At 62.0% G+C, this 25,075-nt stretch carries 25 protein-coding genes and 1 pseudogene; 11 read left to right on the top strand and 15 right to left on the bottom strand.

All coding sequences use genetic code 11. The annotated features are described in order from the left end of the window. Positions 1–95 precede the first annotated feature (95 nt). Positions 96–983, top strand: a complete 888-nt coding sequence (gene argB / locus FHX14_RS07725) for an acetylglutamate kinase (RefSeq protein ID WP_003570750.1) — start codon at positions 96–98, stop codon at positions 981–983. 175 nt (positions 984–1,158) lie between these two features. Here argB and FHX14_RS07720 read toward each other — a convergent pair whose 3' ends face one another. Continuing rightward, positions 1,159–1,524 (bottom strand): metalloregulator ArsR/SmtB family transcription factor, encoded by a 366-nt coding sequence (locus FHX14_RS07720; protein WP_012556416.1) that lies wholly within the window; start codon positions 1,522–1,524, stop codon positions 1,159–1,161. A gap of 171 nt (positions 1,525–1,695) precedes the next feature. On the opposite strand from FHX14_RS07720, the pseudogene FHX14_RS07715 reads away from it, so the two are divergent. Continuing rightward, a pseudogene (locus tag FHX14_RS07715) lies at positions 1,696–2,657 on the top strand (acyl-CoA desaturase). A gap of 107 nt (positions 2,658–2,764) precedes the next feature. Further along, positions 2,765–3,913: an alpha-hydroxy acid oxidase gene (locus FHX14_RS07710; protein ID WP_184376755.1), complete on the top strand. Its 1,149-nt coding sequence runs from the start codon at positions 2,765–2,767 to the stop codon at positions 3,911–3,913. A gap of 66 nt (positions 3,914–3,979) precedes the next feature. Here FHX14_RS07710 and FHX14_RS07705 read toward each other — a convergent pair whose 3' ends face one another. Both FHX14_RS07705 and FHX14_RS07700 read right to left on the bottom strand, forming a co-directional pair. Then, entirely contained in the window at positions 3,980–4,750 is a 771-nt protein-coding gene (locus FHX14_RS07705) for an isocitrate lyase/phosphoenolpyruvate mutase family protein (RefSeq protein WP_184376754.1), read from the bottom strand. Further along, positions 4,747–5,820 carry a trifunctional transcriptional activator/DNA repair protein Ada/methylated-DNA--[protein]-cysteine S-methyltransferase gene (locus FHX14_RS07700; protein ID WP_184376753.1) on the bottom strand — a complete coding sequence of 358 codons (1,074 nt, stop codon included), beginning with the start codon at positions 5,818–5,820 and terminating at the stop codon, positions 4,747–4,749. Before FHX14_RS07700 ends, FHX14_RS07705 begins: the two co-directional genes overlap by 4 nt. Positions 5,821–5,923: 103 nt before the next feature. On the opposite strand from FHX14_RS07700, the gene FHX14_RS07695 reads away from it, so the two are divergent. Further along, a complete protein-coding gene (locus FHX14_RS07695) occupies positions 5,924–6,637 on the top strand; it encodes a pyrimidine 5'-nucleotidase (RefSeq protein ID WP_184376752.1) in 714 nt (237 codons plus the stop codon). A gap of 120 nt (positions 6,638–6,757) precedes the next feature. Continuing rightward, entirely contained in the window at positions 6,758–7,399 is a 642-nt protein-coding gene (locus tag FHX14_RS07690; protein WP_184376751.1) for an EF-hand domain-containing protein, read from the top strand. 79 nt (positions 7,400–7,478) lie between these two features. Here the strand turns inward: FHX14_RS07690 and FHX14_RS07685 are convergent, their stop codons facing one another. Continuing rightward, complete coding sequence (locus FHX14_RS07685; protein ID WP_183694058.1) at positions 7,479–8,345, bottom strand: LOG family protein; 867 nt, start codon at positions 8,343–8,345, stop codon at positions 7,479–7,481. Between the two features lie 193 nt (positions 8,346–8,538). On the opposite strand from FHX14_RS07685, the gene dapD reads away from it, so the two are divergent. The 3 genes from dapD (at position 8,539) to FHX14_RS07670 (ending at position 11,275) form a co-directional block, all read left to right on the top strand. Beyond that, complete coding sequence (gene dapD / locus FHX14_RS07680; RefSeq protein ID WP_012556408.1) at positions 8,539–9,399, top strand: 2,3,4,5-tetrahydropyridine-2,6-dicarboxylate N-succinyltransferase; 861 nt, start codon at positions 8,539–8,541, stop codon at positions 9,397–9,399. Between the two features lie 99 nt (positions 9,400–9,498). After that, positions 9,499–10,692 carry a succinyl-diaminopimelate desuccinylase gene (gene dapE / locus FHX14_RS07675; RefSeq protein WP_184376750.1) on the top strand — a complete coding sequence of 398 codons (1,194 nt, stop codon included), beginning with the start codon at positions 9,499–9,501 and terminating at the stop codon, positions 10,690–10,692. Further along, positions 10,679–11,275, top strand: a complete 597-nt coding sequence (locus tag FHX14_RS07670) for a hypothetical protein (RefSeq protein ID WP_184376812.1) — start codon at positions 10,679–10,681, stop codon at positions 11,273–11,275. The genes dapE and FHX14_RS07670 overlap by 14 nt, the downstream gene beginning before the upstream one ends. 6 nt (positions 11,276–11,281) lie before the next feature. Here FHX14_RS07670 and truA read toward each other — a convergent pair whose 3' ends face one another. The 5 genes from truA to def form a co-directional block, all read right to left on the bottom strand. Continuing rightward, complete coding sequence (truA, locus tag FHX14_RS07665) at positions 11,282–12,082, bottom strand: tRNA pseudouridine(38-40) synthase TruA (RefSeq protein ID WP_184376749.1); 801 nt, start codon at positions 12,080–12,082, stop codon at positions 11,282–11,284. Continuing rightward, the gene (gene fmt / locus FHX14_RS07660; RefSeq protein ID WP_184376748.1) at positions 12,082–13,017 is read right to left on the bottom strand and encodes a methionyl-tRNA formyltransferase; all 936 of its coding nucleotides are present in this window, start codon (positions 13,015–13,017) and stop codon (positions 12,082–12,084) included. Before fmt ends, truA begins: the two co-directional genes overlap by 1 nt. 20 nt (positions 13,018–13,037) lie before the next feature. Then, positions 13,038–13,460 (bottom strand): type II toxin-antitoxin system VapC family toxin, encoded by a 423-nt coding sequence (locus FHX14_RS07655; protein ID WP_184376747.1) that lies wholly within the window; start codon positions 13,458–13,460, stop codon positions 13,038–13,040. Further along, on the bottom strand, positions 13,457–13,741 hold the full coding sequence (locus FHX14_RS07650; protein WP_184376746.1) for a plasmid stabilization protein: 285 nt from the start codon (positions 13,739–13,741) through the stop codon (positions 13,457–13,459). The genes FHX14_RS07655 and FHX14_RS07650 overlap by 4 nt, the downstream gene beginning before the upstream one ends. Before the next feature lie 64 nt (positions 13,742–13,805). After that, positions 13,806–14,321, bottom strand: a complete 516-nt coding sequence (def, locus tag FHX14_RS07645) for a peptide deformylase (protein WP_003588946.1) — start codon at positions 14,319–14,321, stop codon at positions 13,806–13,808. A gap of 286 nt (positions 14,322–14,607) precedes the next feature. Between def and FHX14_RS07640 the strand changes: the two genes are divergently transcribed. The 3 genes from FHX14_RS07640 to FHX14_RS07630 all read left to right on the top strand — a co-directional run bounded on the left by FHX14_RS07640 (position 14,608) and on the right by FHX14_RS07630 (position 19,421). Next, positions 14,608–15,831: a DNA recombination protein RmuC gene (locus FHX14_RS07640; RefSeq protein ID WP_184376745.1), complete on the top strand. Its 1,224-nt coding sequence runs from the start codon at positions 14,608–14,610 to the stop codon at positions 15,829–15,831. 51 nt (positions 15,832–15,882) lie between these two features. Further along, a complete protein-coding gene (locus tag FHX14_RS07635; protein WP_184376744.1) occupies positions 15,883–16,782 on the top strand; it encodes a ribokinase in 900 nt (299 codons plus the stop codon). Between the two features lie 302 nt (positions 16,783–17,084). Then, positions 17,085–19,421, top strand: coding sequence for a methyl-accepting chemotaxis protein (locus tag FHX14_RS07630; protein WP_184376743.1), 2,337 nt, complete (start codon positions 17,085–17,087; stop codon positions 19,419–19,421). A gap of 72 nt (positions 19,422–19,493) precedes the next feature. Here FHX14_RS07630 and ptsN read toward each other — a convergent pair whose 3' ends face one another. The 6 genes from ptsN to FHX14_RS07600 all read right to left on the bottom strand — a co-directional run bounded on the left by ptsN (position 19,494) and on the right by FHX14_RS07600 (position 25,068). Continuing rightward, the gene (ptsN, locus tag FHX14_RS07625) at positions 19,494–19,958 is read right to left on the bottom strand and encodes a PTS IIA-like nitrogen regulatory protein PtsN (protein WP_003570770.1); all 465 of its coding nucleotides are present in this window, start codon (positions 19,956–19,958) and stop codon (positions 19,494–19,496) included. A gap of 69 nt (positions 19,959–20,027) precedes the next feature. Continuing rightward, entirely contained in the window at positions 20,028–20,603 is a 576-nt protein-coding gene (gene raiA, locus FHX14_RS07620; RefSeq protein ID WP_003588952.1) for a ribosome-associated translation inhibitor RaiA, read from the bottom strand. A 293-nt stretch (positions 20,604–20,896) separates the two neighbouring features. Further along, entirely contained in the window at positions 20,897–21,811 is a 915-nt protein-coding gene (locus FHX14_RS07615; protein WP_184376742.1) for an EamA family transporter, read from the bottom strand. Between the two features lie 89 nt (positions 21,812–21,900). Further along, a complete protein-coding gene (gene rpoN / locus FHX14_RS07610; RefSeq protein WP_184376741.1) occupies positions 21,901–23,463 on the bottom strand; it encodes an RNA polymerase factor sigma-54 in 1,563 nt (520 codons plus the stop codon). 152 nt (positions 23,464–23,615) lie between these two features. Continuing rightward, positions 23,616–24,392 (bottom strand): LPS export ABC transporter ATP-binding protein, encoded by a 777-nt coding sequence (lptB, locus tag FHX14_RS07605; protein ID WP_003588955.1) that lies wholly within the window; start codon positions 24,390–24,392, stop codon positions 23,616–23,618. A gap of 40 nt (positions 24,393–24,432) precedes the next feature. After that, on the bottom strand, positions 24,433–25,068 hold the full coding sequence (locus tag FHX14_RS07600) for an LptA/OstA family protein (RefSeq protein WP_003588956.1): 636 nt from the start codon (positions 25,066–25,068) through the stop codon (positions 24,433–24,435). Positions 25,069–25,075 lie beyond the last annotated feature (7 nt).

The following is a 25,075-nucleotide window of genomic DNA, read 5'->3' as shown; positions in this document are numbered from 1 at the left end:
GCTCCGCGCCAGATACGAAAAACTATTGCCCTCTGGATTATTCCCTCTGTCGGAAACTTGCGATAAAAGGCCGCGAACAATTCCGCGGGGTCCCCATGAACGAGTCCGAAAGCGAACTGCAGGCACGGCTTCTGGCCAAGGCGCTGCCCTTCATGCAGCGTTATGAAAACAAGACGATCGTCGTGAAATATGGCGGCCACGCCATGGGCAATCCCGAGCTCGGCAAGGCCTTTGCCAGCGACATCGCCCTCCTGAAGCAATCGGGCGTCAACCCGATCGTCGTCCACGGCGGCGGCCCGCAGATCGGCGCCATGCTGAACAAGATGGGCATCGAATCGAAATTCGAGGGTGGGCTGCGCGTCACCGACCAGAAGACGGTCGAGATCGTCGAGATGGTGCTGGCCGGCTCGATCAACAAAGAAATCGTCGCGCTGATCAACCAGACCGGCGAATGGGCGATCGGCCTTTGCGGCAAGGACGGCAACATGGTCTTCGCCGAGAAGGCGCGCAAGACCGTCAAGGATCCGGATTCCAACATCGAGCGCGTGCTCGATCTCGGCTTCGTCGGCGAAGTGGTCGAGGTCGACCGCACGCTGCTCGATCTGCTCGCCCGCTCGGAGATGATCCCGGTGATCGCCCCGGTCGCACCCGGCCGCGACGGCGCCACCTACAATATCAACGCCGACACGTTCGCCGGCGCCATTGCCGGCGCGCTGAACGCCACTCGGCTGCTGTTCCTGACCGATGTGGCCGGCGTGCTCGACAAGAACGGCCAGCTGATCAAGGAGCTCTCCGTTGCCGAAGCCCATGCGCTGATCGCCGACGGCACGATCTCGGGCGGTATGATCCCGAAGGTCGAGACCTGCATCGATGCGATCAAGGCCGGCGTCCAGGGCGTCGTTATCCTGAACGGCAAGACCGCCCACTCCGTCCTGCTCGAAATCTTCACCGAGCACGGCATCGGAACGCTGATCGTTCCCTGATCGAGGCTGCGCCCTTCATCAAAATGAAGGGCGCGTCTCCCTCCTCCTGCTCTTGACGTCCTGTTTCAGCTTTTCCATCGGGAAGAGCAGCCAGTAGCGCCCGTGCGTCAGAGGCGCCTGCCCGACCTCTTCCATGTTCCTCGCGATCACGCCAGCACGGGATCGGCCCCGATGCTCAAGGCAATTCTTTGGCGCGGATGCGCGCCTGGCTTTCCTTCTTGATCGGCCGGCCGACCGGGCAGACCTCCTGGACGAAGCCGTTGAGCGTATTGACGAGATTGTTCTCGATGAGGGAATAGTGGACGAACTGGCCCTGTTTCTCCCGTTTAATCAGTCCGGCCGTTTCGAGGATGGAAAGATGCTGGGAAACCGCCGGTTTGGACATGCTGAAGCGGTCAGCAATCTCGCCGGCGGTCAGGCCGGATGCCGAGAGATAGGCAAGGATCTTCCGCCGCGGCGCACTGGAAAGCGCGTGGAACACCCGCTGGGCGGCGCCGACAGAGCTGCCTTCTGAAATATCGTCGAAAGTCTCATCTTCCAAAGCCGGTCTCCGTGCCTGCGGCAATCATCGCGTCGATTCCGCCGATCAATTAAGCAATTAATGTATTGCTTAATCGTTTTCATTGGCGCAAAGTAATTAGGTAATTGCTTAATTAAGGAATTGGCGGGCGATGTTCAAGTGGGAATGCGCCCGATGGAGAAGGAGTTTGCCATGAGCAGTATTTCCACCGGACGCATGATCGACGATAGCAGCGATCCCGTGAAGGCAGAGTGGTCTGGATGCCGGCAAAGTCGGTCTGGATCTCTGCAATGACCATGACCGCCATTATCGGCGGGCCACTAACCTTCACCTGGAGCGCCTTTGCCGTCTTCATCCTCCTGACCGCCATGACCATCTGCCTTGGTCATTCGGTCGGCATGCACCGGCTGTTGATCCACCGTTCCTTCAGCACCCCTCTCTGGATCGAGCACTTTCTCGTCTATCTCGGCACGCTGGTCGGCATGGCCGGCCCCTTCGGCATGATCTACGCGCACGATATTCGCGACTGGGCGCAACGGCAGAGAGACTGCCATGACCTCTATGCCCATCGGCGGTCTTTCTTCACCGACGCCTTCTGGCAGATGCATTGCGCAGTGGCGCTTAATCATCCGCCACGCTTCGTCCTCGATGAGCGCGAGCGGCGCGACCGCTTTTATCGCTTCCTGGAGGCGACATGGATGGCGCAGCAGATCCCCTTGGCACTCGCGCTCCTGGCGCTTGGCGGACTGCCGTGGGTGGTCTGGGGTATTGCCGTGCGGGTATCGGTATCGCTGACCGGACACTGGCTGGTCGGTCATTTCGCGCACCGGGCCGGCCATCAGGGCTGGAGCGTCGATGATGTCGCGGTGCAGGGTTATAACCTGCCGCATTTCGGGCTGGTCACCTTCGGGGAGAGCTTCCACGGCAACCATCACGCCTTTCCGGAATCGGCGCGGCTCGGCATCGAGCCGGGGCAGTTGGACCTCGGCTGGCATTTCATCCGAGTGCTGTCGGGGCTCGGCCTGGCTTCGGCGATCAAGCTCCCGCATATGATCGTGCCGCGGCAAGGGCTGAAGCGCGTCAACGCCGCTGAAGCTTCTGGTGGCAGTCATCCGCCATATCAGGCGGCCGGCCAGGCGGAATCGCGCCCGTGAATGCGATATCTCCTCACAAGGGGCCGGAAATCGCCCGATCTAGACTTGGCAAGATTTCGAATCGTGCTTTAGGTTGCGGCCCGAAACCAAACGGGTCGAGCAAAAAGATGCGCCTTACAGACTGCTATAATTTTCATGATTTCCGGCGCATGGCCAAACAGCGGCTTCCCGGGCCGATCTTCGATTATATCGACGGCGCGGCCGATGACGAGGTGACCTATCGGCGCAATACGGCCGCCTTCGAGGCCTGCGATCTGGTGCCCGACGTTCTGAGGGGTGTGGCCGAGGTCGACATGTCGGTGACTGTCATGGGGCAGAAGCTGGCGATGCCGGTCTATTGCTCGCCGACGGCGCTGCAGCGGCTTTTCCACCACCAGGGCGAGCGGGCGGTCGCGGCGGCGGCGGGAAAATACGGCACGATGTTCGGCGTCTCCTCGCTCGGCACGATCAGCCTGGAGGAAGCCCGCCAGATCAGCGCCGGGCCGCAGGTCTATCAGTTCTATTTCCACAAGGACCGCGGCCTCAACCACGAGATGATGGCGCGGGCGAAGAATGCCGGCGTGCAGGCGATGATGCTGACGGTCGACAGCATTACCGGCGGCAACCGCGAGCGCGACAAGCGCACCGGTTTTGCCATTCCCTTCAAGCTCAACCTCGCCGGCATGATGCAGTTTGCGATCAAGCCGTCCTGGGCGATCGACTGGATGACGCATGAGGCGTTCCGGCTGCCGCAGCTCGAAAACCACGTGAAGATGGACGGCGGCGCCCTGTCGATCAGCCGCTACTTCACCGAAATGCTCGACCCTTCGATGTCGTGGAACGACGTGGCTGACATGGTGCAGGCCTGGGGCGGGCAATTCTGCCTGAAGGGCATCATGTCGGTCGAAGACGCCAAGCGCGCTGTCGAGATCGGCTGCACCGGCATCGTGCTTTCCAACCATGGCGGCCGCCAGCTCGACGGTTCGCGCAGCGCCTTCGACCAGCTTGCCGAAATCGTCGATGCGGTCGGCGACCGGATCGACGTGATGATGGATGGCGGCGTGCAGCGAGGCACCCATGTTCTGAAAGCGCTGTCGCTGGGGGCGAAGGCGGTCGGGCTCGGCCGCTACTATCTCTTCCCGCTTGCCGCCGCCGGACGGCCGGGCGTCGAACGGGCGCTGGAGACGATCCGCACCGAGATCGAACGCGGGATGAAGCTGATGGGCTGCACCTCGGTCGATCAGCTGACACGGCGCAATCTGCGCTTCCGTTCCTGAGCGGAACAGGATGTCATTTAAGGGCCGCAGCCTTGCATCCGGCTGCTGCCCTCTGACATAGCGGCGTCAGAGCAGGCTATAAATCGCCGCCGCCTCCTGCTTCAGCTTTTCCATCATCGACCGGTAAGGTCCCGGGCCATAGCTGATGCGGCCGACGCCGAGCTTCGCCAGGGTTTTCACATCAGGGGCGCCCGCCCGCATCATGATATTGACCGGCAGCGACGATGCCGCGCAGATCTTTTCGATCAAGGCGGGATCGATCAGGCCGGGAACGAAGAAGCCGTTGCCGCCGGCCGCCGCATAGGCCCTGCCCCGCTCGATCGCCTCGTCGACCAGACCGGCATGTTTGGCAAGATCGCTCTCGGCCAGAAAAAGGTCGGTGCGGGCGTTGATGAAGAAGGGGATGTCCTTGCCGTCGGCCATGGCGCGAATGGCGCGGATGCGGGCCGCCTGGCTTTCGACCGGATAGAGCCCCTCGCCGGCAACGACCCGATCTTCGAAGTTGATGCCGATGGCGCCGATTTCCACGAGCCTCGCGACATTGGCGGCCGCTCCCTGAGGCTCAGCCGAATAGGCGCCCTCGAAATCGACTGACAGCGGCAGGTCGACAGCATCGGTGATGGATTTCGCCGTCTCCACCAGCACCGCCATCGGCAGTTTCTCGCCATCGGCAAACCCGTGGGCGGCGGCGACCGACCAGCTTCCGGTCGCAAGCGCCCTGGCGCCGGCATCGGCAACGGCCTTCGCCGTGCCGGCATCCCAGATATTGTAGAGGACAATCGGATCGCCCTTCTTATGCAGCGCGGCGAATGCCTTGGCCTTTTCAGTTTGGTTCATGTTGTCTCCTCCATCCTTGCTTGCGTACTGACCTTTTCTTCATGCCGCAGCAGCCATTGTTTGCGCCAGAGCCCGCCGCCGTAACCTGTGAGAGAACCATCCGCACCGAGAATGCGATGGCAGGGCACGATGATGGCCAGCTGGTTGGCGCCATTGGCGCGGCCGACGGCCCGCACCACCTCCGGCCTTTCCATCTCCCGTGCCAGATCGCCATAGGCGCGTGTCTCGCCGGCAGGGATTTCCATCAGCTTTGCCCAGACATGTTTTTCGAAGGGCGTGCCGCCAAGCGCCAACGGCGTCGTGAAAACGGTCAGCCGCCCCTCGAAATAATCCCGGATCTCCGCCTCGATCTGATCGATGGCAGGGCTGCGGCCGATCGCGACCGAGGAGCGGACGCGCTTCTGCAGCGCGTCGAGCTCGGTCGGCAGCGCCTTACGATCATGAAATTCGAGAAGATGCAGATGCGTCTTGTCGGCAACCGCGATCATCGGCCCGAGCGGGGTGTCGAACCAATCGGCAAAGAGCAGTTCGCGGTTTTGCGAAAGCGCCGGTGCCTGGCCGACGAGCCGCTGAAATGCCGTGCGGAAGCCGCTCGGAGACTCGTATCCGGCGTCGATCTGCGCATCGATGACGCGCGCCCCGTCGGCGAGTTGCCGGGCCGCTTCGCCGAGCCTGATATAGCGGACGATGTCATGGAAAGTCATGCCGAGCGCCCGCTTGAAGGCGCGGCGCACCGTCGAGGGATCATGGCCGCGGCGGACAATCTCCTCCTCGGTCCAGCGAACCTCCGGCTGAGCGTCGAGTGCCGCAAGCAGCTCGTCGACGATCGGCTCCCTGCCCGGCTGTTCCAGCGGCCTGCAGCGCCGGCAGGGGCGAAAGCCGGAATGCATGCAGGCGGCAATAGTCTCGAAGAACAGGGTATTTTCCCGCTTCGGTTTCCGCGCCGGACAGGTCAGCCGGCAGAAGATGCCCGTCGTCTTGACGCAGACATAGGCCTGGCCCTCATAATCGGCGCTGCGCGCGATCAAGGCGTCATAGAGCGTATCATCGTTGGGGCGTTCGAAAAGCATATCGGCTTTCTAGCATCCCGCGCATGCGACGTCCGCCGAAAATCGGGCGTCTATTTTATTCTTGTCGATTTCCTTGCGGCCGTACCCATGCCATAAGTCCGCCATGACAAAGATCGACCGCACGCCTGATAAAGCCGATTTCGCGCACGTCACAGACTGGGTCTTCGACCTCGACAACACGCTCTATCCGCATCATGTCAATCTCTTCGCGCAGATCGACAAGAACATGACCGCCTATGTCGCGGCCCTGTTGCAGATGGAGCGGGAAGAGGCGCGCAAGCTGCAGAAGCAATATTACCTCGAGCACGGCACGACGCTGCAGGGGCTGATGATCCATCACGGTATCGACCCGAACGACTTCCTGGAAAAGGCGCATGCGATCGACTACACGGCGCTGACGCCGCAGCCGGAACTCGGCCAAGCGATCAAGGCGCTGCCCGGGCGTAAGTTCATCTTTACCAATGGCAGCGTCAAACATGCGGAAATGACGGCCGGTGCGCTCGGCATTCTCGAGCATTTCGACGACATCTTCGATATCGTTGCCGCCGATTATGTGCCGAAGCCGGCGCAGGCGACCTACGACAAGTTCACGGCGTTAAAACGCGTCGAAACCAGCAAGGCGGCGATGTTTGAGGATCTGCCGCGCAATCTGACGGTGCCGAAGGCGCTCGGCATGCAGACCGTGCTGTTGGTGCCGCGCAATCTGGAAGAGACGCTCGTCGAATGGTGGGAGAAGACCAGCGGCGAAGAAGATCATATCGATTTCGTCACCGACGACCTCGCCGCCTTTCTCGGCAAAATTACCGCTCCGGGCTAAGTTTTAGCCGGCTGGCGGCATTACCAAAGTTTCATTCAGCTTACCGATGTTTAACTGGGTCTTTCCGGCCTGCTGCCGTAGCTTTCTTCGTGAGGGGACACCTCACGAAAGGCAAATACGATGTACCGCAACAAGCTGATACTGGCAGCGCTTTCCTCCACCTTGATCTTCGGCGCAGCCGCCGGGGCAGGCTATGCCGCGCCCGGTGACGGGCCGCGTCAGCACGCCGGCATGCACGGTCCACACGGTCCAGGATCTGCCGCCTTCCGCGAAATCACCTATGTCAGAATGCTCAAGCAGTTCGACGCCAACAAGGATGGCAAGGTCTCCAAGGAAGAAGCGACCGCCGGCCTCGACAAGGTCTTCGCTGCAATCGACACCAATAATGACGGCTCGCTGACGCCCGGCGAAATCAGCGCATACCAGAAGACTGAGATGCAGGCGATGAGAGATCAGCGCAAGCAGGAGGCCGGCGACAACAAGGGGGATACCGCAGACGCGACGCCGGACAATGACGACCAGGGACGGCCGCCACGCGACGGTCACGGCGGCCATGATGGCCGTGATGGGCATCGCTGGATGCGCCATGGCGGCACCTTCATGCGCGCCTCGATGATGATGCACCGGGTCGATACCGACCAGAACGGCCAGATTTCCAAGCAGGAAGCCGTTGCCGCCTTCGACAAGCTGTTTGCGCGGATGGACAGCAACAAGGACGGTGTCATCTCGATCGACGACATGCCGGACCGGCCGCTGCTGTAAGGTTGAGCGAACCATTGCCTCTGCTCTTTCCCCGCCCGGCGGGGAAAGAGCCACGTCTCACGAACGGGACGCCGAGCCGCTATTCGCGGTGCTCATAGAAATCCTGGATGATCTTCCACGCGGCTTCGGCCGTATCGACGAAGCTGATCAACTTGACGTCGTCGGGCGCGATCGTGCCGAATTCGGCCAAAGCGTCGAAATTGATGATGCTGCGCCAGAAGGCTTCGCCGAAGAGGATCAGCGGCAGCCGCTCCATGCGGCCGGTCTGGATCAGCGTCAGGCATTCGAAGAATTCGTCGAGCGTTCCAAAGCCGCCGGGAAAGACGGCGATCGCCTTGGCGCGCACCATGAAATGCATCTTGCGAATAGCAAAATAGTGGAAGTTGAAGCTGAGCTCCGGCGTCACATAGGCGTTCGGCGCCTGCTCGTGCGGCAGCACGATGTTGAGGCCGATCGACGGGGCGCCTTCGTCGGCCGCGCCGCGATTGCCCGCCTCCATCACGCCGGGGCCGCCGCCGGTGACGATGACATATTCGTGGAAATCCAGGCTTGCCGAATATTTCGAACAGAGCCGGGCGAATTTGCGCGCCTCGTCATAATAGACGGAGGCCGCCTCCAGATTGACGCGCTGGATATCGTTGCGGGCAGCCCAGGCACTCTGGCCTGGGGCGGGAATACGGGCGCCGCCGAACATGACGACGGTCGACTTGATGCCGCGCTCGGTCAGCATCATTTCCGGCTTCATCAGTTCCAACTGCAGGCGGATCGGCCGCAGCTCCTCGCGGCAGAGGAAATCCTCGTCGACATAGGCAAGGCGGTAGGCGGGCGACATCGTCTGCGGCGTCTTCGGCACGGCCTCGGCGCGCTGCCTGTCGGTCGAGCTGCTCTTCAGCGGGTCCCATACGCCATCCTTGCGCCGCGACCCGCCGTTTCGTCCCTTCGCCATGTCGAAATGCCTTTCAGTCTTGCCGGCTTCAAAGCCGGATATGTCGCTATAACGCCTTGAATCCAAGTATGATCTTGTTGGAAAAATCATTCCGTTCTACGGCTGCATGCTGTAGAGCAGGATAAATCCCTGCCAACCGCATTCCGGAGACTCCGCCGTCTCCACGATAAAGATCGAAGTTTAAGGAATTCTCATGAGCGCCACCGACCTCGCATCCCTCGAAAAGACCATCGAAGCCGCCTTCGACAATCGCGACAATGTGAACACGTCGACCAAGGGCGAGGTTCGCGATGCGGTCGAAGCAGCGCTCGACCTGCTCGATGCCGGCAAGGTTCGTGTCGCTACGCGCGGCGCCGACGGCGCCTGGACGGTCAATCAGTGGCTGAAGAAGGCCGTGCTCCTGTCCTTCCGTCTCAACGACATGGACGTGGTCAAGGGCGGCTCGGGCAATTCCACCTGGTGGGACAAGGTGCCTTCGAAATTCGAGGGCTGGGGCGAGAACCATTTCCGCGCCGCCGGCTTCCGCGCCGTGCCGAACTGCGTCGTGCGCCGCTCGGCCTATATCGCCCCGAACGCCATCCTGATGCCCTCCTTCGTCAATCTCGGCGCCTATGTCGGCGAAGGCACGATGGTCGATACCTGGGCGACGGTCGGCTCCTGCGCGCAGATTGGCAAACATGTGCATCTCTCCGGCGGTGTCGGCATCGGCGGCGTGCTGGAGCCGATGCAGGCCGGCCCGACGATCATCGAAGACAATTGCTTCATCGGCGCCCGCTCCGAGGTGGTCGAAGGCTGCATCGTCCGCGAGGGCTCGGTGCTCGGCATGGGCGTCTTTATCGGCAAGTCGACCAAGATCGTCGACCGCGCCACCGGCGAAGTGAGCTACGGCGAAGTGCCGCCCTATTCCGTCGTCGTCGCCGGCTCGATGCCGTCGGGCAATGCGACCATGGGCAACGGCAAGCCGGCGCCGCATCTCTACTGCGCCGTCATCGTCAAGCGCGTCGATGAACAGACCCGATCCAAGACCGGCATCAACGAGCTGCTCAGAGATTGATGACACCAGGACATTGATCCGGTAAACAGGCGGCGTCTTTTGCGCGAGGCGCCGCCGCCTTGCCATGTCTTTGCCATTCCCGCCGGATAGTTCGACGCCATGACCGCTACCGATCCCGTCGCCAATCTTCAGACGCTGATTCGCTGCCCCTCGGTAACTCCAGCCGAAGGTGGCGCCCTGTCGGCGCTCAACGCCATGCTTGCGCCGCTCGGCTTCACCGTCGACAAGGTGAAAGCGAGCGAAGCGGGAACCGCCGATATTGAAAACCTCTATGCCCGTCTCGGCAAGGACGGCCCGCATCTGATGTTTGCCGGCCATACCGATGTCGTGCCGGTCGGCGACGAAGCCGCCTGGACGCATCCGCCCTTCGCCGCCGAGATATCGAAGGGCGAGCTCTTCGGCCGCGGTGCCGTCGACATGAAGGGCGGCATTGCCTGCTTCGTCGCCGCCGTCGCCCGCCATATCGAGAAAAACGGGCCGTCCAAGGGGTCGATTTCCTTCCTGATCACCGGCGATGAAGAAGGCCCGGCGATCAACGGCACAATCAAGCTTTTGCAGTGGGCGGCCGAACGCGGCGAGCGCTGGGACGCCTGCCTGGTCGGCGAGCCCACCAATCCGGACAGGCTGGGCGACATGATCAAGATCGGCCGGCGCGGCTCGCTGTCGGGCAAGATCACCGTGCATGGCGTCCAAGGGCATGCCGCCTATCCGCATCTTGCCGACAATCCGGTGCGCGGCATGCTGCAGCTGACGCAGGCGCTGATGGATCCGCCCTTCGACGGCGGCACCGACGATTTCCAGCCCTCGAACCTCGAGGTGACCACGGTCGATGTCGGCAATCCGGCGACCAACGTCATTCCGGCCAAGGCATCGGCCAGTTTCAACATCCGCTTCAACGACAGCTGGACGGCCGAGACGCTGCGCGCCGAAATCCTGCGGCGCCTCGACGCCGCCGCCGGCGACGGCCGGCTGCGGCCGGGCCGCGAACCGGTGAAATACGATATCGTCTGGGCCGACCGGCCGAGCCATGTCTTCCTGACGCGCAACAATGGTTTGATCGCCTCGCTGTCCTCAGCCGTCGAAGGTGTCACCGGCCGCTCGCCGGCGCTTTCGACCACCGGCGGCACGTCGGATGCACGCTTCATTAAGGATTATTGCCCGGTCGTCGAGTTCGGCCTCGTCGGCCAGACGATGCACATGGTCGACGAGCGCGTCGCCGTTTCCGATCTGGAGACGCTGACGGCGATCTACGAGACCTTCATTGCCCACTGGTTCGCCAATGCCGGGGCTTAGGGAAGTCCAATACTATCTGGCCGGCCTCTGGCTGCTGATCCGGCTGGATCCGCGCGGCTTCCGCTACCTCGATTTGTCCGAGCGCGGCGTCAACCGCTCGTTCTGGGCGATCGCCTGGTGCCTGCCGCCGATGGGCATTTCCTGGCTCTGGTGGCGACAGGTCTTTCTGCGGTCGATGCCGCCGGAAGCCGATGTCGGCTTTGCCTTCTATGTCAGGCTCGGCTTCGTCGAGCTCGCCAACTGGTTCGTGCCGCTGGTTTTTGCCGGGCTGCTGCTGCTTGCCTTCCGCATGGGCGAGCGTTTCGCCCCTGTCGTCGTCAGCGTCAACTGGCTCGGCGTGCCGCTCTCCTATATCAACGGGCTGCTGCTGGCGATGGTGGTCTTCCTTCCCGGCTCCGTCGGCCTCGTCTCGCTGCTGCTGCTTGCCTTCATGCTGGCGCAGGTCTTCGTGCTGGCGCGCATTCTGCGGATGATCTGCCACGGCCATCCGCTGATGGTCGGGGCAATGACGCTGGTGCTGCTGGTGCCGTCGATGATCCTTTCGGAATATCTGCAGCACTTCCTCGGCATCTATCCGGTGTGATCGCGCTTACGATTGATCGTCATCGGTCTCGCTGACCGGCCTGCGCCGGTCGACGATCACCTCAGGATAATCCACCTGCAGGAAATAGAGCCCGTCGGGCGGCGCCACCGGGCCGCAGGCCTTGCGGTCGCGCGCCTCAAGGGCGGCCTCGACATCGTCAGGCGTCCATTTGCCTTCGCCGGCGAGCTTCAGCGTGCCGGCGAAGGAGCGGATCTGGTTGTGGAGAAAACTCTGCGCCGTGGCGCGGATCTCGATCAGCTCGCCGCTGCGTGTCACATCCAGCCGGTCGAGGGTGCGCACCGGGCTGTTTGCCTGGCAGTGGGCGGCGCGGAAGGTGGAGAAATCGTGCCGGCCGACCAGCCTCTGGGCGGCGGCGTGCATGACCTCGTGGTCGAGCACCTTCGGCACCCACCAGGCCTTGCCGGCTTCAAGCGCCAGCGGCGCCCGGCGGCTGACGATGCGGTAGAGATAGTGGCGGCGCAGCGCCGAGAAACGGGCATCGAAGAATTCCGCAACCGACTCGACATCGAGAATGGAAACACGCTCGCCGGCAAGCCTCAGATGCGCGTTCAAGGCATTCTGCAGCTGATACGGCGACCATGCCTTCGAAAGATCGGCATGGATCACCTGGCCCATGGCGTGGACGCCGGAATCGGTGCGGCCGGCGCCGCGGATCGAAACGGCCTCGCCGGTCAGCGACAGCACCGCGGCTTCGATCGCGCCCTGCACCGAGGGGCCGTTCTCCTGCCGCTGCCAGCCGACATAAGGGCCGCCGTCATATTCGACCGTCATGCGGAAACGCGGCATCAGGAAAGCCTCATGCCGGCGGCAAGCGGTGTGCCCCTGAGGAAATCGGCCGCCGCCAGCGGCTTGCCGCCTGCCTTCTGCAGCCTGGTCAGCCGCACAGCACCGGAGGCGCAGGCGACCACGAGATCGTCGCTCAGCAATTGCCCGGCTATCCCCTCGCCCTCAGCCAGCTCCGAGCCGAGCACCTTGACGCGCTCCGGCTTGCCGCCGATCTCGAGTTCGAACCAGGCGCCGGGAAATGGTGCCAGACCGCGGATATGATTGTGCACATCCAGGGCAGGCCTGGCGAAATCGATGCGGGTTTCGGCCTTGTCGATCTTGGCGGCATAGAGCACGCCATCTTGCGGCTGCGGCGTCAGCGGCAGGTCGTTCATCTCCAGCTTCACCATGGCTTCGGCCATCGCCTTGGCGCCGACCTGCATCAGCCGGTCGTGCAGCTCGCCTGCCGTCATGTGCGGGCCGATCTCGACTGTTCGGGTCAGCGCCACGGCGCCGGTATCGAGGCCCTTGTCCATCTTCATCACCATCATGCCGGTTTCCGCATCACCCGCCATGATCGCCCGCTGGATGGGAGCCGCACCCCGCCAGCGCGGCAGCAGCGAGGCATGGCCGTTATAGCAGCCGTCGCGGGTGCCGTTCAGAACCGCTTCCGGCAGCAGCAAACCATAGGCGACGACGACGGCGACATCGGCCTTGAGGGCGGCAAACCTCTCGCGCTCTTCGGGATCCTTGAAATTGACCGGCGTGAAGACCGGCAGGCCGAGCAGTTCGGCCGCCTGATGCACCGGCGATTTCTGCAGATCGAGCCCGCGCCGCCCGCCCGGCCGCGGCGGCTGCGTATAAACGGCGACGATCCTGTGCCCGGCATCGACGAGCAGGCGAAGGGTCGGAACCGAGAACTCCGGGGTTCCCATGAAAATGATGCTAAGAGACATTCTATCTCGCCAATTGAGGATCAGCCGTCTTCAAACGGGTTTACGAGCTTGAGATCAAGCCCCTCGAAATCTCTGGTGTTGCGGGTGGCGAGCGTAGCACCGTTTGCAAGGCAGATGGCGGCAATCATCGCATCCTGGACCGAAATCGGCCGCCCCAAGCTTTCGCGTTTCGCCCGCAAGCGACCGGTTGCCATGGCGGCTTCCAGATCCCAGCCGGCGATACGGTCGCGAAATTGGCCTTTTATCAAATTCTCGATGGCGCGAAAGAAGCGGTCCGATCCCGTTTTCAAGAGAACTCTTTCGGCTCCGTAGATCTGCTCCATCAAGCCGACGGTGCAAAGCCAGATTCTCGAGCCGTCCTGCCGCAACATCCAGGCCTTTACATTTTCATTCGGCAATGGGCGGGCGAACTCGGAAACCACATTGGTATCGAGCACGATCATTCGAAATCCTCGAACGGCCGGCCGAAATCGTTTTTCCGCGCGACTTCGATCTCTTCCATGATGGCTACGAATTCATCGTCTACGGCGTTTTCGCTTACGAAAGCGGCGCGTATCGCGTCATAGACCGATACGGTCTTGGGCTCCGCTTCGGTCTTTCTGTGAAGCGCTTCACGCAAAAGCTCCTTGACCTCGTCGGAAAGGCTGTTCCCGCTGCGCTGTGCCGCTTCCGCAATGTCGCGCTTCATTGCTTCGGAAATATTTCTGATCAGCAGGTCACCCATCGGCACCTCCACTATGATATCAGTGATATCATAGTGCCTCGCCGGCGAAATTTCAATGCGATGCTCAGAGCGCCTTGGACTTCGCCGCCTTGGTGAATTTCTTGATCACCATCTCCCGCTTCAGCCGCGAGATATAATCGATGAACAGCACGCCGTTCAGATGGTCGATCTCGTGCTGCAGGCAGGTGGCGAGCAGGCCATCGGCTTCCACCGTCTGTTCCTTGCCGTTCCGGTCGAGATATTTGACCGAGACGACAGCGGGGCGTTCGACCTCGGCATAATAATCCGGGATAGACAGGCAGCCCTCCTCATAGACCGAGCGCTCGTCGGAGGATTTGACGATCTCCGGGTTGATGAAGACCTGCGGCTGCTTTTCCTCGCCCTCGCGCGACACGTCGATGACGAGCATGCGGCGCGGCACGCCGATCTGGATCGCTGCAAGGCCGATGCCCGGCGCGTCGTACATGGTTTCCAGCATATCGTCGGCAAGACGCTGCAGGTCGGCATCGACCCGCTCGATCGGCTTGGAGGCCTGGCGGAGAATAGGATCGGGAAGAATGATGAGTGGCTTGATGGTCATGGCGTTCCCATAACCCATCTTTTCCGACTATGGAATTATCCGGCGGGCGGGGAAGACGCTTTTTTGCATCCCCGCCCGGAATTTCGCCATATTCGCGGCGAGCCGCCGGATGAGCTGGCGGACTTTTGAGCGAAGACGGCACAATCCTCGCCGACCGCGCAATCGTCAACTCGGGCCGCAATTTTCCGCAGGCGCGGGCAGGAGCCGCCTGCGAGGATATTGGGGACCGCCAATTCCGTTCACGTTTTGATCTATATATTGCCGTCTCTTCTGGTATGGTTGCGGCATGTCTGTCAATTCCGATTCGTTCACTCTGTCGTTTGCCTCGATCAGCCCGGCCATGCTGGCGCTTGCCGGCGGCATTCTCCTGGCCCTCGTCCTTCTGGTGATCGTGCTTCTGCTGCGGGGCGCAAGTCTTCGCCGCGAGCAGGCCGAGGAGGCGAGTTTTCGCGCTGAAGAAAGCGAGGCGCGCATGGCCGAGCTTTTAAGGATCCAGGCGGAGATGCAAGGCCGTATCGCGGCGATGACCGAAGTCTTCGGCGCGCGGCAGAGCGAGCTCAACCAGGCGATCAGCCAACGCCTCGACGGCATGTCGCAGCGCGTCAACTCGACGATCACCGAGCAGACCAAATCGACGCATGAGAATCTGCAGCGGCTGCAGGAGCGGCTGGCGGTGATCGATGCGGCGCAGAACAATATTCAGACGCTTGCCAAGGATGTCGTCGGGCTGCAGGCCATTCTTTCCAACAAGCAGACGCGCGGCGCCTTCGGCCAGTCGCGAATGGAAACCATCGTCGCCGACGGCCTGCCGATGGGCGCCTATGCCTTTCAGCAGACGCTGTCGAACGGCTCGCGGCCCGACTGCACAATCCGCATGCCGAACGGCGCGCCGCCGCTGGTGATCGATGCGAAATTTCCGCTCGAAGCCTGGAACGCGATCCGTGACGCCGGCAGCCCGGAGGCCGGCAAGATCGCCGGCCAGCAGTTCCGCCGCGACATGGAAGTCCATATAAGGGACATTTCCGAGAAATATCTGATCCAGGGGGAAACCCAGGATACGGCCTTTCTCTTCGTGCCGTCGGAATCGATCTTCGCCGAGATCCACGAAAACTTCGAGCCGGTGGTGCAGAAGGCGCACCGCGCGCGCATCGTCATCGTCTCGCCGTCGCTGCTGATGCTGTCGATCCAGGTTATCCAGGCCGTGCTCAAGGATCAGCGCATGCGGGCGCAGGCGCATCTGATCCAGGGCGAAGTGGCGATCCTGATGGACGATCTCAGCCGCCTCGACGAGAGGGTGCGCAAGCTGCAGGGCCATTTCGCCATGGCGCAGAAGGACATCGACATGGTCGTTACCTCGGCCGACAAACTGACCAAGCGCGGCGCCAAGATCGAAGCACTGGAATTCGAGGCCGGCGGCGACAGCAAACCGGGCCGCGACACCGAACCCGCAGCCAAATCGGTGGAAAGCCGCACCGGTCTTCTCAAGCTCAGGGTGGTTGACGAGGAGTGACCGCTTCGGGCAGTGTCTCGCCCGCATGCGCCAAAGGACGGAACACCCCTGATGATCACAGTTTTCGGGTCCATCAACATGGATCTCATCGCCACCACCGAACGTCTGCCGAAGCCCGGCGAGACGGTGGCCGGCAATGGTTTTGCCACCGCTGCCGGCGGCAAGGGCGCCAACCAGGCGCTGGCCGCGCGGCGCGCCGGCCGCTATGTCCATATGGCCGGCGCCGTCGGCAAGGATAGCTTCGCCGCCGATGCCCTTGCCCTGCTCGATGATGCGGGAACCTATCTTTCTCTGGTCAAGCATGTCGACGGTCCCACAGGCACGGCGCTGATCCTTGTCGGCGGCGACGGTGAAAACATGATTGCCGTCGTTCCCGGCGCCAATGGCATGGTCACCCCTAACGATGCCGAGACGGCGATCGACGGCATGACGGAAGGCGATATCCTGATGCTGCAGTTCGAAGTGCCGGCTGATGCTGTCGAACGCGCGCTCTCGGCCGCCCGCGCCAAGGGCGTCACCAGCATCCTCAACCTTGCTCCCTTGATTCCCGATGCGCCGCGTCTCGGCCGGCTTGCCGATATCGTCATTGCCAATGAGACCGAGTTCGAGCGGCTCGCCGGACAGGACGGCATGGACACACCAGCGCGCGAAGCAGCCCTGACACGACTGCATGCCGAAACCGGCCAGACGCTGATCGTGACGCTTGGCGGCGACGGCGTCATCGCCATCCGCGACGGGGCGATCTCAAGGGCGCAGGGTCTGAAGATCGAACCGGTCGACACAGTCGGCGCCGGTGACACTTTCTGCGGCTATTTCGCGGCGAGCCTCGACGAGGGCCTGGATTTTGCCTCGGCGTTGCGTCGTGCGGCCGTTGCCGGTTCACTCGCCTGCCTCAAATCCGGGGCGCAGCCTTCGATCCCTTTGGGTGAGGACGTCGCAGCCAGGATATAAGCCGCGTCTCTTTGCGAAGCCGCCGGCAGAGCCCTTAATTTTAAGGGGAATTCTTGCGGTTTTGCCGCGGCGCACGGCTCAAGTTTCATTCAAATTTAACAGATCCACGGCGATGTTGCTGCTGGTCGCCGGTGACACATGCCTTTGATCCGGCCGTCCACTGCATAATTCAAATGCTGCGGCGTCCTTTGCGCGTCTTTAAAAGATGCGCGGCGCTGCAGGCGGCGGCTCCATGACGGGGCGATGCCTTTGCTCCTGCGCCGGAGAATGCCCGTTCGGCGCATCCTTGCCCGAGGATTCCCATGTCCATTTTCCGCATGAAATCGCTTGCTGCGAAACTCATCGTCATCACCGGCATCGCCATCGCGCTTGTCCTTGTCGTTTCGAACTTTTTCCTCATTGGCCAGACCCGGGACCGTGTCCAGACGCTGACGATGGATCAGGCCAACCTCGAGGCGAAATCGATCGCCAATGAAATCGCCGCCAATGTCGGCGAACTCGCCAGCGCCGCGCGCACCATGTCCGGCGTCATCGGCCGCGGCCATGAAGGCAAGTCGCTCGATCGCAAGGGCATGATCAACGTGCTGAAGGCCAATCTCGAACAGAACGCCTTCGCCTTCGGCAGCTGGTTCTGCGAACAGCTCGGCGCGCTTGACGGCAAGACCACCGAGATCGCCAACAACAATGATGAGGGCACCAACAAGAACGGCGCGTTTGCGCCCTACTGGTCGAAAACCAAGGACGGCGGCATCCAATATTCGACGTTCGACAATGATTATACCGCCGAATGGTGGAAGCTCGCTGCCGACAGCGGCAAGGGCGCGATCACCACGCCTTATATGGCCGAAGGCACCGACGTTCCGACGCTGTTGACCTCGATCGCCTATCCCGTGATGTCGGGTGGCAAGATGATCGGCGTCGGCGGCGTCGACATCTCGCTGAAATCGCTGACCGACAAGCTGCAGGCGCTGCATCCCTTCGGCTCGGGCCGCGTCACGCTGCTGTCGCAGGCCGGCAACTGGATCGTCGCGCCGATCCCCGACCTGATGACCAAGCAGTATGACGGCGAAGGCGCCGACACCGTCAAGTCGGCGCTGTCGAGCAAACAGCCAGGCCTCGTTCGGAACCTGACCTATGACGGCCTCGATCCTTTCGACCGCGTCGTCTATCCGTTCGCGGTTCCCGGCGTCAACGCCACCTGGATCGTACTCGTCGATGTGCCGCATACGGCGATCAACGCACCGGTGCAGGATCAGACCACCATGATGATCGTCAACGGCCTGATCGTGCTCGGCGCGGTGATGCTGGCGCTCTATTTCGCCGTCCGCTCGCTGGTGCAGCGGCCGCTCGGCGGGCTGGTTGCCAGCGTCGAAGCGCTCGGCGACGGCAAATATGACGAACCGGTCGCCGCCCAGGACCGTACCGACGAAATCGGTTCGGTCGCCAAGGCACTCGAAGGCTTCCGCTTCACGCTCGCCGACAGCCGTCGTCTCGAAGACGAGGCCGCCAGGGAGCGGCAGGCGGCGGAGACCGAGCGAGGCCGTTCGGAATCGGAACGCCAGCAATCGGTATCGCTGCAGCGCCATATCGTCTCGATCGTCGGCGCCGGCCTTTCGGCGCTCTCGCAGGGTAATCTCAGTCACCGCATCACCGATGATTTCCCCGGCGAATACGGCAAGCTGAAACAGGACTTCAACGCCGCCCTTGCGAGCCTCGAAGAAACCATCAATACGATGAACCTAAGCGTCGCCAATATCGGTTTGGGCACCGGCGAGATCAGCAACAGCGCTTCCGACCTCGCCAAGCGCACCGAACAGCAGGCAGCAAGCCTTGAGGAGACGGCGGCCGCACTCAACGAACTCACCGCCCAGGTCGATTCCAGCGCCGACAACGCCCGCACGGCCGCCGACAACGTCAACCTCGCCTGCCAGGATGCCGAAAAGTCCGGCGAAGTGGTGCAGAAGGCGATCGCCTCGATGCAGGGCATCGAACAGTCTTCAACGGAAGTTTCGAGGATCATTAGCGTGATCGACGAGATCGCCTTCCAGACCAACCTGCTGGCGCTGAACGCCGGTGTCGAGGCGGCGCGTGCCGGGGAAGCCGGCAAGGGCTTTGCCGTCGTCGCCCAGGAGGTGCGCGAACTGGCGCAGCGTTCGGCCAATGCCGCCAAGGAAATCAAGACGCTGATCAACACCTCGGCCGTCCAGGTCAAGGAAGGCGTCGATCTCGTCGGGCGGGCCGGCGGCACGCTGCACAAGATCGCCGAACAGGTCATGAGCATCAACGACCTCATCCGCCAGATCTCGGCATCGGCCAGCGAACAGGCCGTTGGCCTGAAGGAGATCAACCAGGCCATGAACCAGATGGACCAGGTGACGCAGCAGAACGCGGCGATGGTGGAGGAAGCCACCGCCGCCAGCGTCGCCCTCAACGACGAGGCGCAGACGCTGAAGGCGCTTGCTACCCGATTCAAGGTCGCAGGCTCGAGCAATGCCGCAGCACTGACCTCGGTTGCCCAGCAGATGCGGGCGCCGACCGCCTCGGCCGCTTCGCCTCGCGCCACCCCCGCGGTCCGCCGCGCGGCTGCTCCATCGCGCGGTTCGGCTGCCGTGGCGCAGGATAGCTGGGAAGAGTTCTGAGCATCAGGTCCTTATCATGCAAAAGGCGCCGGGATGAGCCGGCGCCTTTTGCATTTCAGGCATGAATGACGCTCAGGCAGCGTTCGACGTCTGCTCCTCGTTGAGGAAGGCGTAGATTGCCGAAGCGGAATCGGTGGCGCGCAGCTTGGCGACCAGATCGTGATCGCGCAGCACGCGGGCGATCCGCGACAGGGCCTTGAGATGATCGGCGCCCGCACCTTCCGGCGCCAGCAGCAGGAAGACGAGGTCGACAGGCTGGTCGTCCAGGGCTTCGAAATCGACCGGCTGCTCCAGCCGGGCGAAGATGCCGACGATCGAATGGATGTTGACCAGCTTGCCGTGAGGAATGGCGATGCCGTTGCCGACGCCGGTCGAGCCAAGGCGTTCGCGCTGCAGGATGACGTCGAAGATCTCCCGTTCGGAGAGCCCGGTAATCCTGGCGGCTCTAGCGGCCAATTCCTGAAGCAACTGTTTCTTGGAATTTACTCTGAGGGCGGGAATGATCGCATCCTGATGGAGCAAATCTGCCAATGCCATTTCTTTTTCCTTCTGTCGCCGGGATCAAATGCAACGAGCGGCGGCGATACCGCCGCTCACCGCCTGATCTCAGCCTTTGATATTGGCTGAATCGATCCAGCCAATATTTCCGTCGTGCCGACGGTAAACGATGTTCAAATGTTCCTTGCCGGGGCTGCGGAACAGGAGAAGCGGCTCGTCGGTCATGTCGAGCGCCATCACGGCGGTGGCGACCGACATGGTCTTCAGCTGCTTCGTGCTTTCGGCGACGATGGCGGGCGCGAAATCGTCGGGGATTTCATCCTCGTGGTCAGGAACGGAATCCATGACCGTGTAGGAGACTTCTGCAAAACCGTTCAGATGGTTTCCGGCATGATGGTCCTTCAGCTTGCGCTTGTAGCGGCGCAGCCGCTTTTCGATGCGCTCCGAAGCGGCGTCGAAAGCCAGCAGCGGGTCCGTCGCCTCGCCGGCCGCATGCAGCACCACCCCACTGTCGAGATGAAGCTTGCAGTCTGCCGAGTAACGAGAACTCGCCTTTTCCACGGTCACCTGACCCGAATATCCCCCGTCGAAGTATTTCGTGATGGCCATACCAATTTGGTCCTCGATCTTTTGACGGAACGAGTCACCAATTTCCATATGTTTACCGGACACACGCACACTCATGGAGTTTCCCTTCTTATCGTCGTTTGCGGGTATCAGTTTACGCCAAGCCTCAGGTTCATCCAAGCACTTCGCGCAATCTCAAGCAAGATCGGCGTCAGCCTGCTGGTCCTTGGTGCCCTTCTGATGCTGGGGATAACTCCAGACGCCGTTTGCGGCATCGATTGCGGCGGGCTTCTAGCCAGCCGCCGTTGAAAAGTCAATAGGGCGAAAAATCGGCATCACTAATACACGCGAGGCACGCAGCGATTATACTGTAATTACAACATATTTCACCGGCCGCTTGCCAACGATTTCTAGTTGATTCTCGCTGTGGTTGCTCTAACCCGCGCCGGGATCGTCATGGCTGCGACACCGAAAATGACGCAAACGAGTCCAATCCAGGCCGTCGGACTCAGCCTTTCGCCGAGGAAAACGATCCCGATCGCGACACCGATCGGCACCCTGAGATAGGCTTGCGACGTCGTCCCGACCGAGCCCAACGTTTGGACGAGACGGAAATAGATCGCAAAGGCAAGCGCCGTCGAAAAGGCGGAAAGAGCCAGCAGCGCCAGAATCGATGCGGCCGAGGGATCGAGCGTCCACGGCCGGTCGACGACGAGGCTGACCGGCAAGAGAATGACGGCGCCCGAGATCAACGAGCCGGCCGCCGGCACGGCGGGATCGAGCCCCTTGAAGTTCTTGCTGAAAATCGCCGCACCCGCATAGCAGGCGGTCGCCAGGATGATGGCGAGCTGCGCCAGCAGACTTTCGCCGAGACCGCCGAGCACCTCGACGCCGATGACCAGGCAGATGCCGGCAAGCCCTGATATCACGCCGAAAAGCTTTCGCGCCGTCACCTGCTCATGGCGGGCTATCAGCACGGTCAGCAGGAAGGTGAAGATCGGCGTTGCCGAATTGAGGATCACCGCCAGCCCGGCATCAACGGATTGTTCCGCCCAGGCAATCAGCGTGAAGGGAATGACGCTGTTCAGACAGGCCTGAACGACAAACCGCCGCCACGTCTCGCCGTCAGTGGGCAGGCGGATTCGCCGGTAGCGAAGGACGATAAGCAGGATGCCGCCGGCAATCAGCGTGCGGACGGCGATCAAAGTCACCGGCGGGATCGTCTCGACACCGATCTTGATGAAAGTATAGGAGGACCCCCAGAGGGTCGCCAGCGCCAGCAGCAGGAGAAGCTCCCTGGCAAGCTTCGGATTTTGCGGCGTCATGGTCGGCTTTCCCCAGTTCGTTGAAGACGTCGGAGAGATAACGGGGATTTGGAGCTGGATGCTTCGATCAAGACCGAAGCATTGCGGCGTCAGAAACCGGCGACCTTGGCGAGCGCGCGTTTTTCGCGGCGCCGCTGGACCGAGGAGGCGATGTTCATAGCCTCGCGGTATTTGGCAACCGTGCGGCGGGCGAGATCCACACCGCCCTTCTTCAGCATGTCGACGATATCGTCGTCGGAAAGCACCGCGTCAGGGCTCTCCTGCATGATCAGCGCGCGGATCTTGTGACGCACCGCCTCGGCCGAATGGCTGTCGCCGCCGGCAACCGCGCTGATCGAGACGGTGAAGAAATATTTGAGCTCGAAGAGGCCGCGCGGCGTCAGCATGTATTTGTTCGAGGTGACGCGGCTGACGGTGGATTCGTGCATCTTGATCGCCTCGGCGACCGTCTTCAGGTTCAGCGGGCGCAGGTGGTCGACGCCATTCAGCAGGAAGGCATCCTGCTGGCGGACGATCTCACTTGCCACCTTCATGATGGTTTTTGCCCGCTGGTCGAGGCTGCGCGTCAGCCAGTTGGCGCTCTGCAAGCATTCGGAAAGGAAGGCGTGATCGTCGCCATTCTTGGTCACGCGGGCAAAATAGGACTGGTTGACCAAGACGCGCGGCAGCGTATCCGGATTGAGCTCGACCAGCCAGCCGCCCTCGAGGGAAGGCCGGACGACCACATCGGGCATGATCGCTTCGGAAACGCCGGTCTCGAAACCGCTGCCGGGCTTGGGATTGAGCTGCCGGATTTCGCCGAGCATATCGAGAAGGTCTTCCTCATCGACGCCGCAGAGCCGCTTCAGCGTGGCAAAATCGCGCCGCGCCAGCAGTTCGAGATTTTCGACCAGCGCCTGCATGGCGGGGTCGTACCGGTCCTTCTGCCTCAGCTGGATCGCCAGGCATTCCGAGAGGCTGCGGGCGAAAACCCCGGGCGGATCGAGCGTCTGAAGGGCGGCAAGCACACGCTCGGCCGCAGTCAGGCTCGTGCCCAGCGGCTCGCCGGTCTCGACGAGATCGACTTGCAGATAACCGGCATCGTCGAGCTGATCGACGAAGTTCTGGGCAATCAGCCGATCGGCCATATCGGGCAGGACGAAGGGGATTTGCTGGGCAAGATGATCGCGCAGCGACACCTGGCCGGCGACGAAATCGTCGAGGTCGTAATCGGCGCCCTCGCCGCCGCTGCCCGGCATCGATTTCCACTGGCCGACGAGTTCGGGCGCATCGAGGCGCTGCGGCGCGCCGTCATCGGGATAGACATTGGTATAGTTGGCGTCGAGCTCGTCGTTCAGACGGCTGGTGCTGGCGCTGCCGCCATTGTCGTACCAGTCGCTGGAGAGCGCGTCGGTGCGGTTGTCGTAGCCATCGTCCGAGCCCGCATCCTCCGGAGAATGACCATAGGGCTCGTCCTCGGATTCACCGCGTTCTGCGCCCGCCTCGCCGTCATTCGACGGAAATTCGAGCAGCGGGTTCTTCTCCACTTCCTGGGCGATGAACTGGGTGAGTTCGACATGAGTCATCTGCAGCAGCTGGATGGATTGCATCAGCTGCGGTGTCATCACCAGCGATTGGTTCTGGCGCAGGAAAAGACTGGCGGACAGTGCCATGACGGACGCGAAACTCCCTCAATTCCTCCGGGAAACCGCGTCCGATCAAGGCTTCAGGCCACGGAAATCCAACTTGGCCCAAAAATTGCTCTTTTGTTGTATTTGGTCAAGCGGAACTATGCCGCAAGGTGAATTTCTGAAGGATCGGCCGTTCAGAGGCTGAAATTGTCGCCGAGGTAAAGCCGGCGCACTTCCGGATTGTTGACGATGTCATTCGCCCGGCCATGCGTCAGCACTTCACCGGCATGGATGATGTAAGCCCGGTCGATCAGACCCAGCGTCTCGCGCACATTGTGGTCGGTGATGAGAACACCGATGCCGCGCGCCGTCAGGTGGTGGACGAGATTCTGGATGTCGGCGACCGAGATCGGGTCGACGCCGGCGAAGGGTTCGTCGAGCAGCATGAAGGTCGGGTCGGTCGCCAGCGCGCGGGCGATTTCGAGACGGCGGCGCTCACCGCCCGACAGGGCAACTGCGGCACTCTTGCGCAGCTTCTGGATATGAAATTCTTCCAGCAGCTCGTTCAGCTTCTGCTCGCGCTCGGCCTTGTCCTTGACGTGCACTTCAAGGACGGCGCGGATATTTTCTTCTACCGTCAGGCCGCGAAAGATCGAGGCTTCCTGCGGCAGGTAACCGACGCCGAGGCGGGAGCGGCGGTACATCGGCATTTTCGTGACGTCGTTGCCGTCGATCTCGATCGTGCCTTCATCCACCGGCACGAGGCCGGTGATCATGTAAAAACAGGTGGTCTTGCCGGCGCCGTTCGGGCCGAGCAGGCCGACGGCCTCGCCACGGCGCACCACCAGCGAGACGCCATTGACGACGCGCCGCGTCGCATAGGTCTTCGTCAGACCGCGTGCGATCAACGTTCCCTGATAGCGGCTTTTGTCGGCGCCGCCCGCAGCTTGTGGCTCGGGCTGGCCGAACATGGTGGATAGCGATGATAATTTCACGTGGGAGGCCGGCTTCTCAGTTCTGCTTCTGCTGCGCATTCGGCTGCGATTTTGGATCGAGCTGAATCTGGACACGCCCGCCGCAGCTTTCAAGCTCCGCCTGACCGGTTTGCATGTGAACGGTCAGTTTGCAGCCGGTGAAGACGTTCGGCCCATCCGACAGAATAACCTTGTTGCCCTGATCCGCCGTGAGGATGAATGTCTGCGAGGCCATATCGAATTTGCCGTCATCGGCGGTCGCCGTCTGCGTGCCCGATGTCAGCAGGACCTTGTCGGTCACCAGGATCTTGTCGATATCGGCACTGCCCGATGCCAGCGAGGCCGACTGCTGCGGCTGCGCGGCGGGCTGCGTGCCGTCGGCGGCCGGCTTGGCCGCCTTGTCCTTGTAATAGACGGTCATCTTGCCGGACTGCATCGTCGTCGTCCCCTGAACGACCTTGACCTTGCCGGTGAACAAAGCCGTGTGTTCCTGATCGTGGATTTCCAGCTTGTCGCTTTCGATCTGGATCGGCTGGTCGTTGGAAAGCTTCATGCCCGACATCGTGGCCGCCTGCTGCGCGCCCGCGCCCGAGGCCGTCAGAACAAGGGCAAATGCGCCGGCAATGAACGCCAAGCCAGTCTTGCAAGTGGAAATGCGACAATCTTTTGTCATGGATGAC

This window comes from Rhizobium sp. BK619, assembly GCF_014195245.1.
Classification (GTDB): Bacteria; Pseudomonadota; Alphaproteobacteria; order Rhizobiales; family Rhizobiaceae; genus Rhizobium; species Rhizobium acidisoli.
The sequence above is the reverse complement of the archived record's forward strand: the minus strand, read 5'-3'. Positions and strand labels throughout refer to the sequence as shown.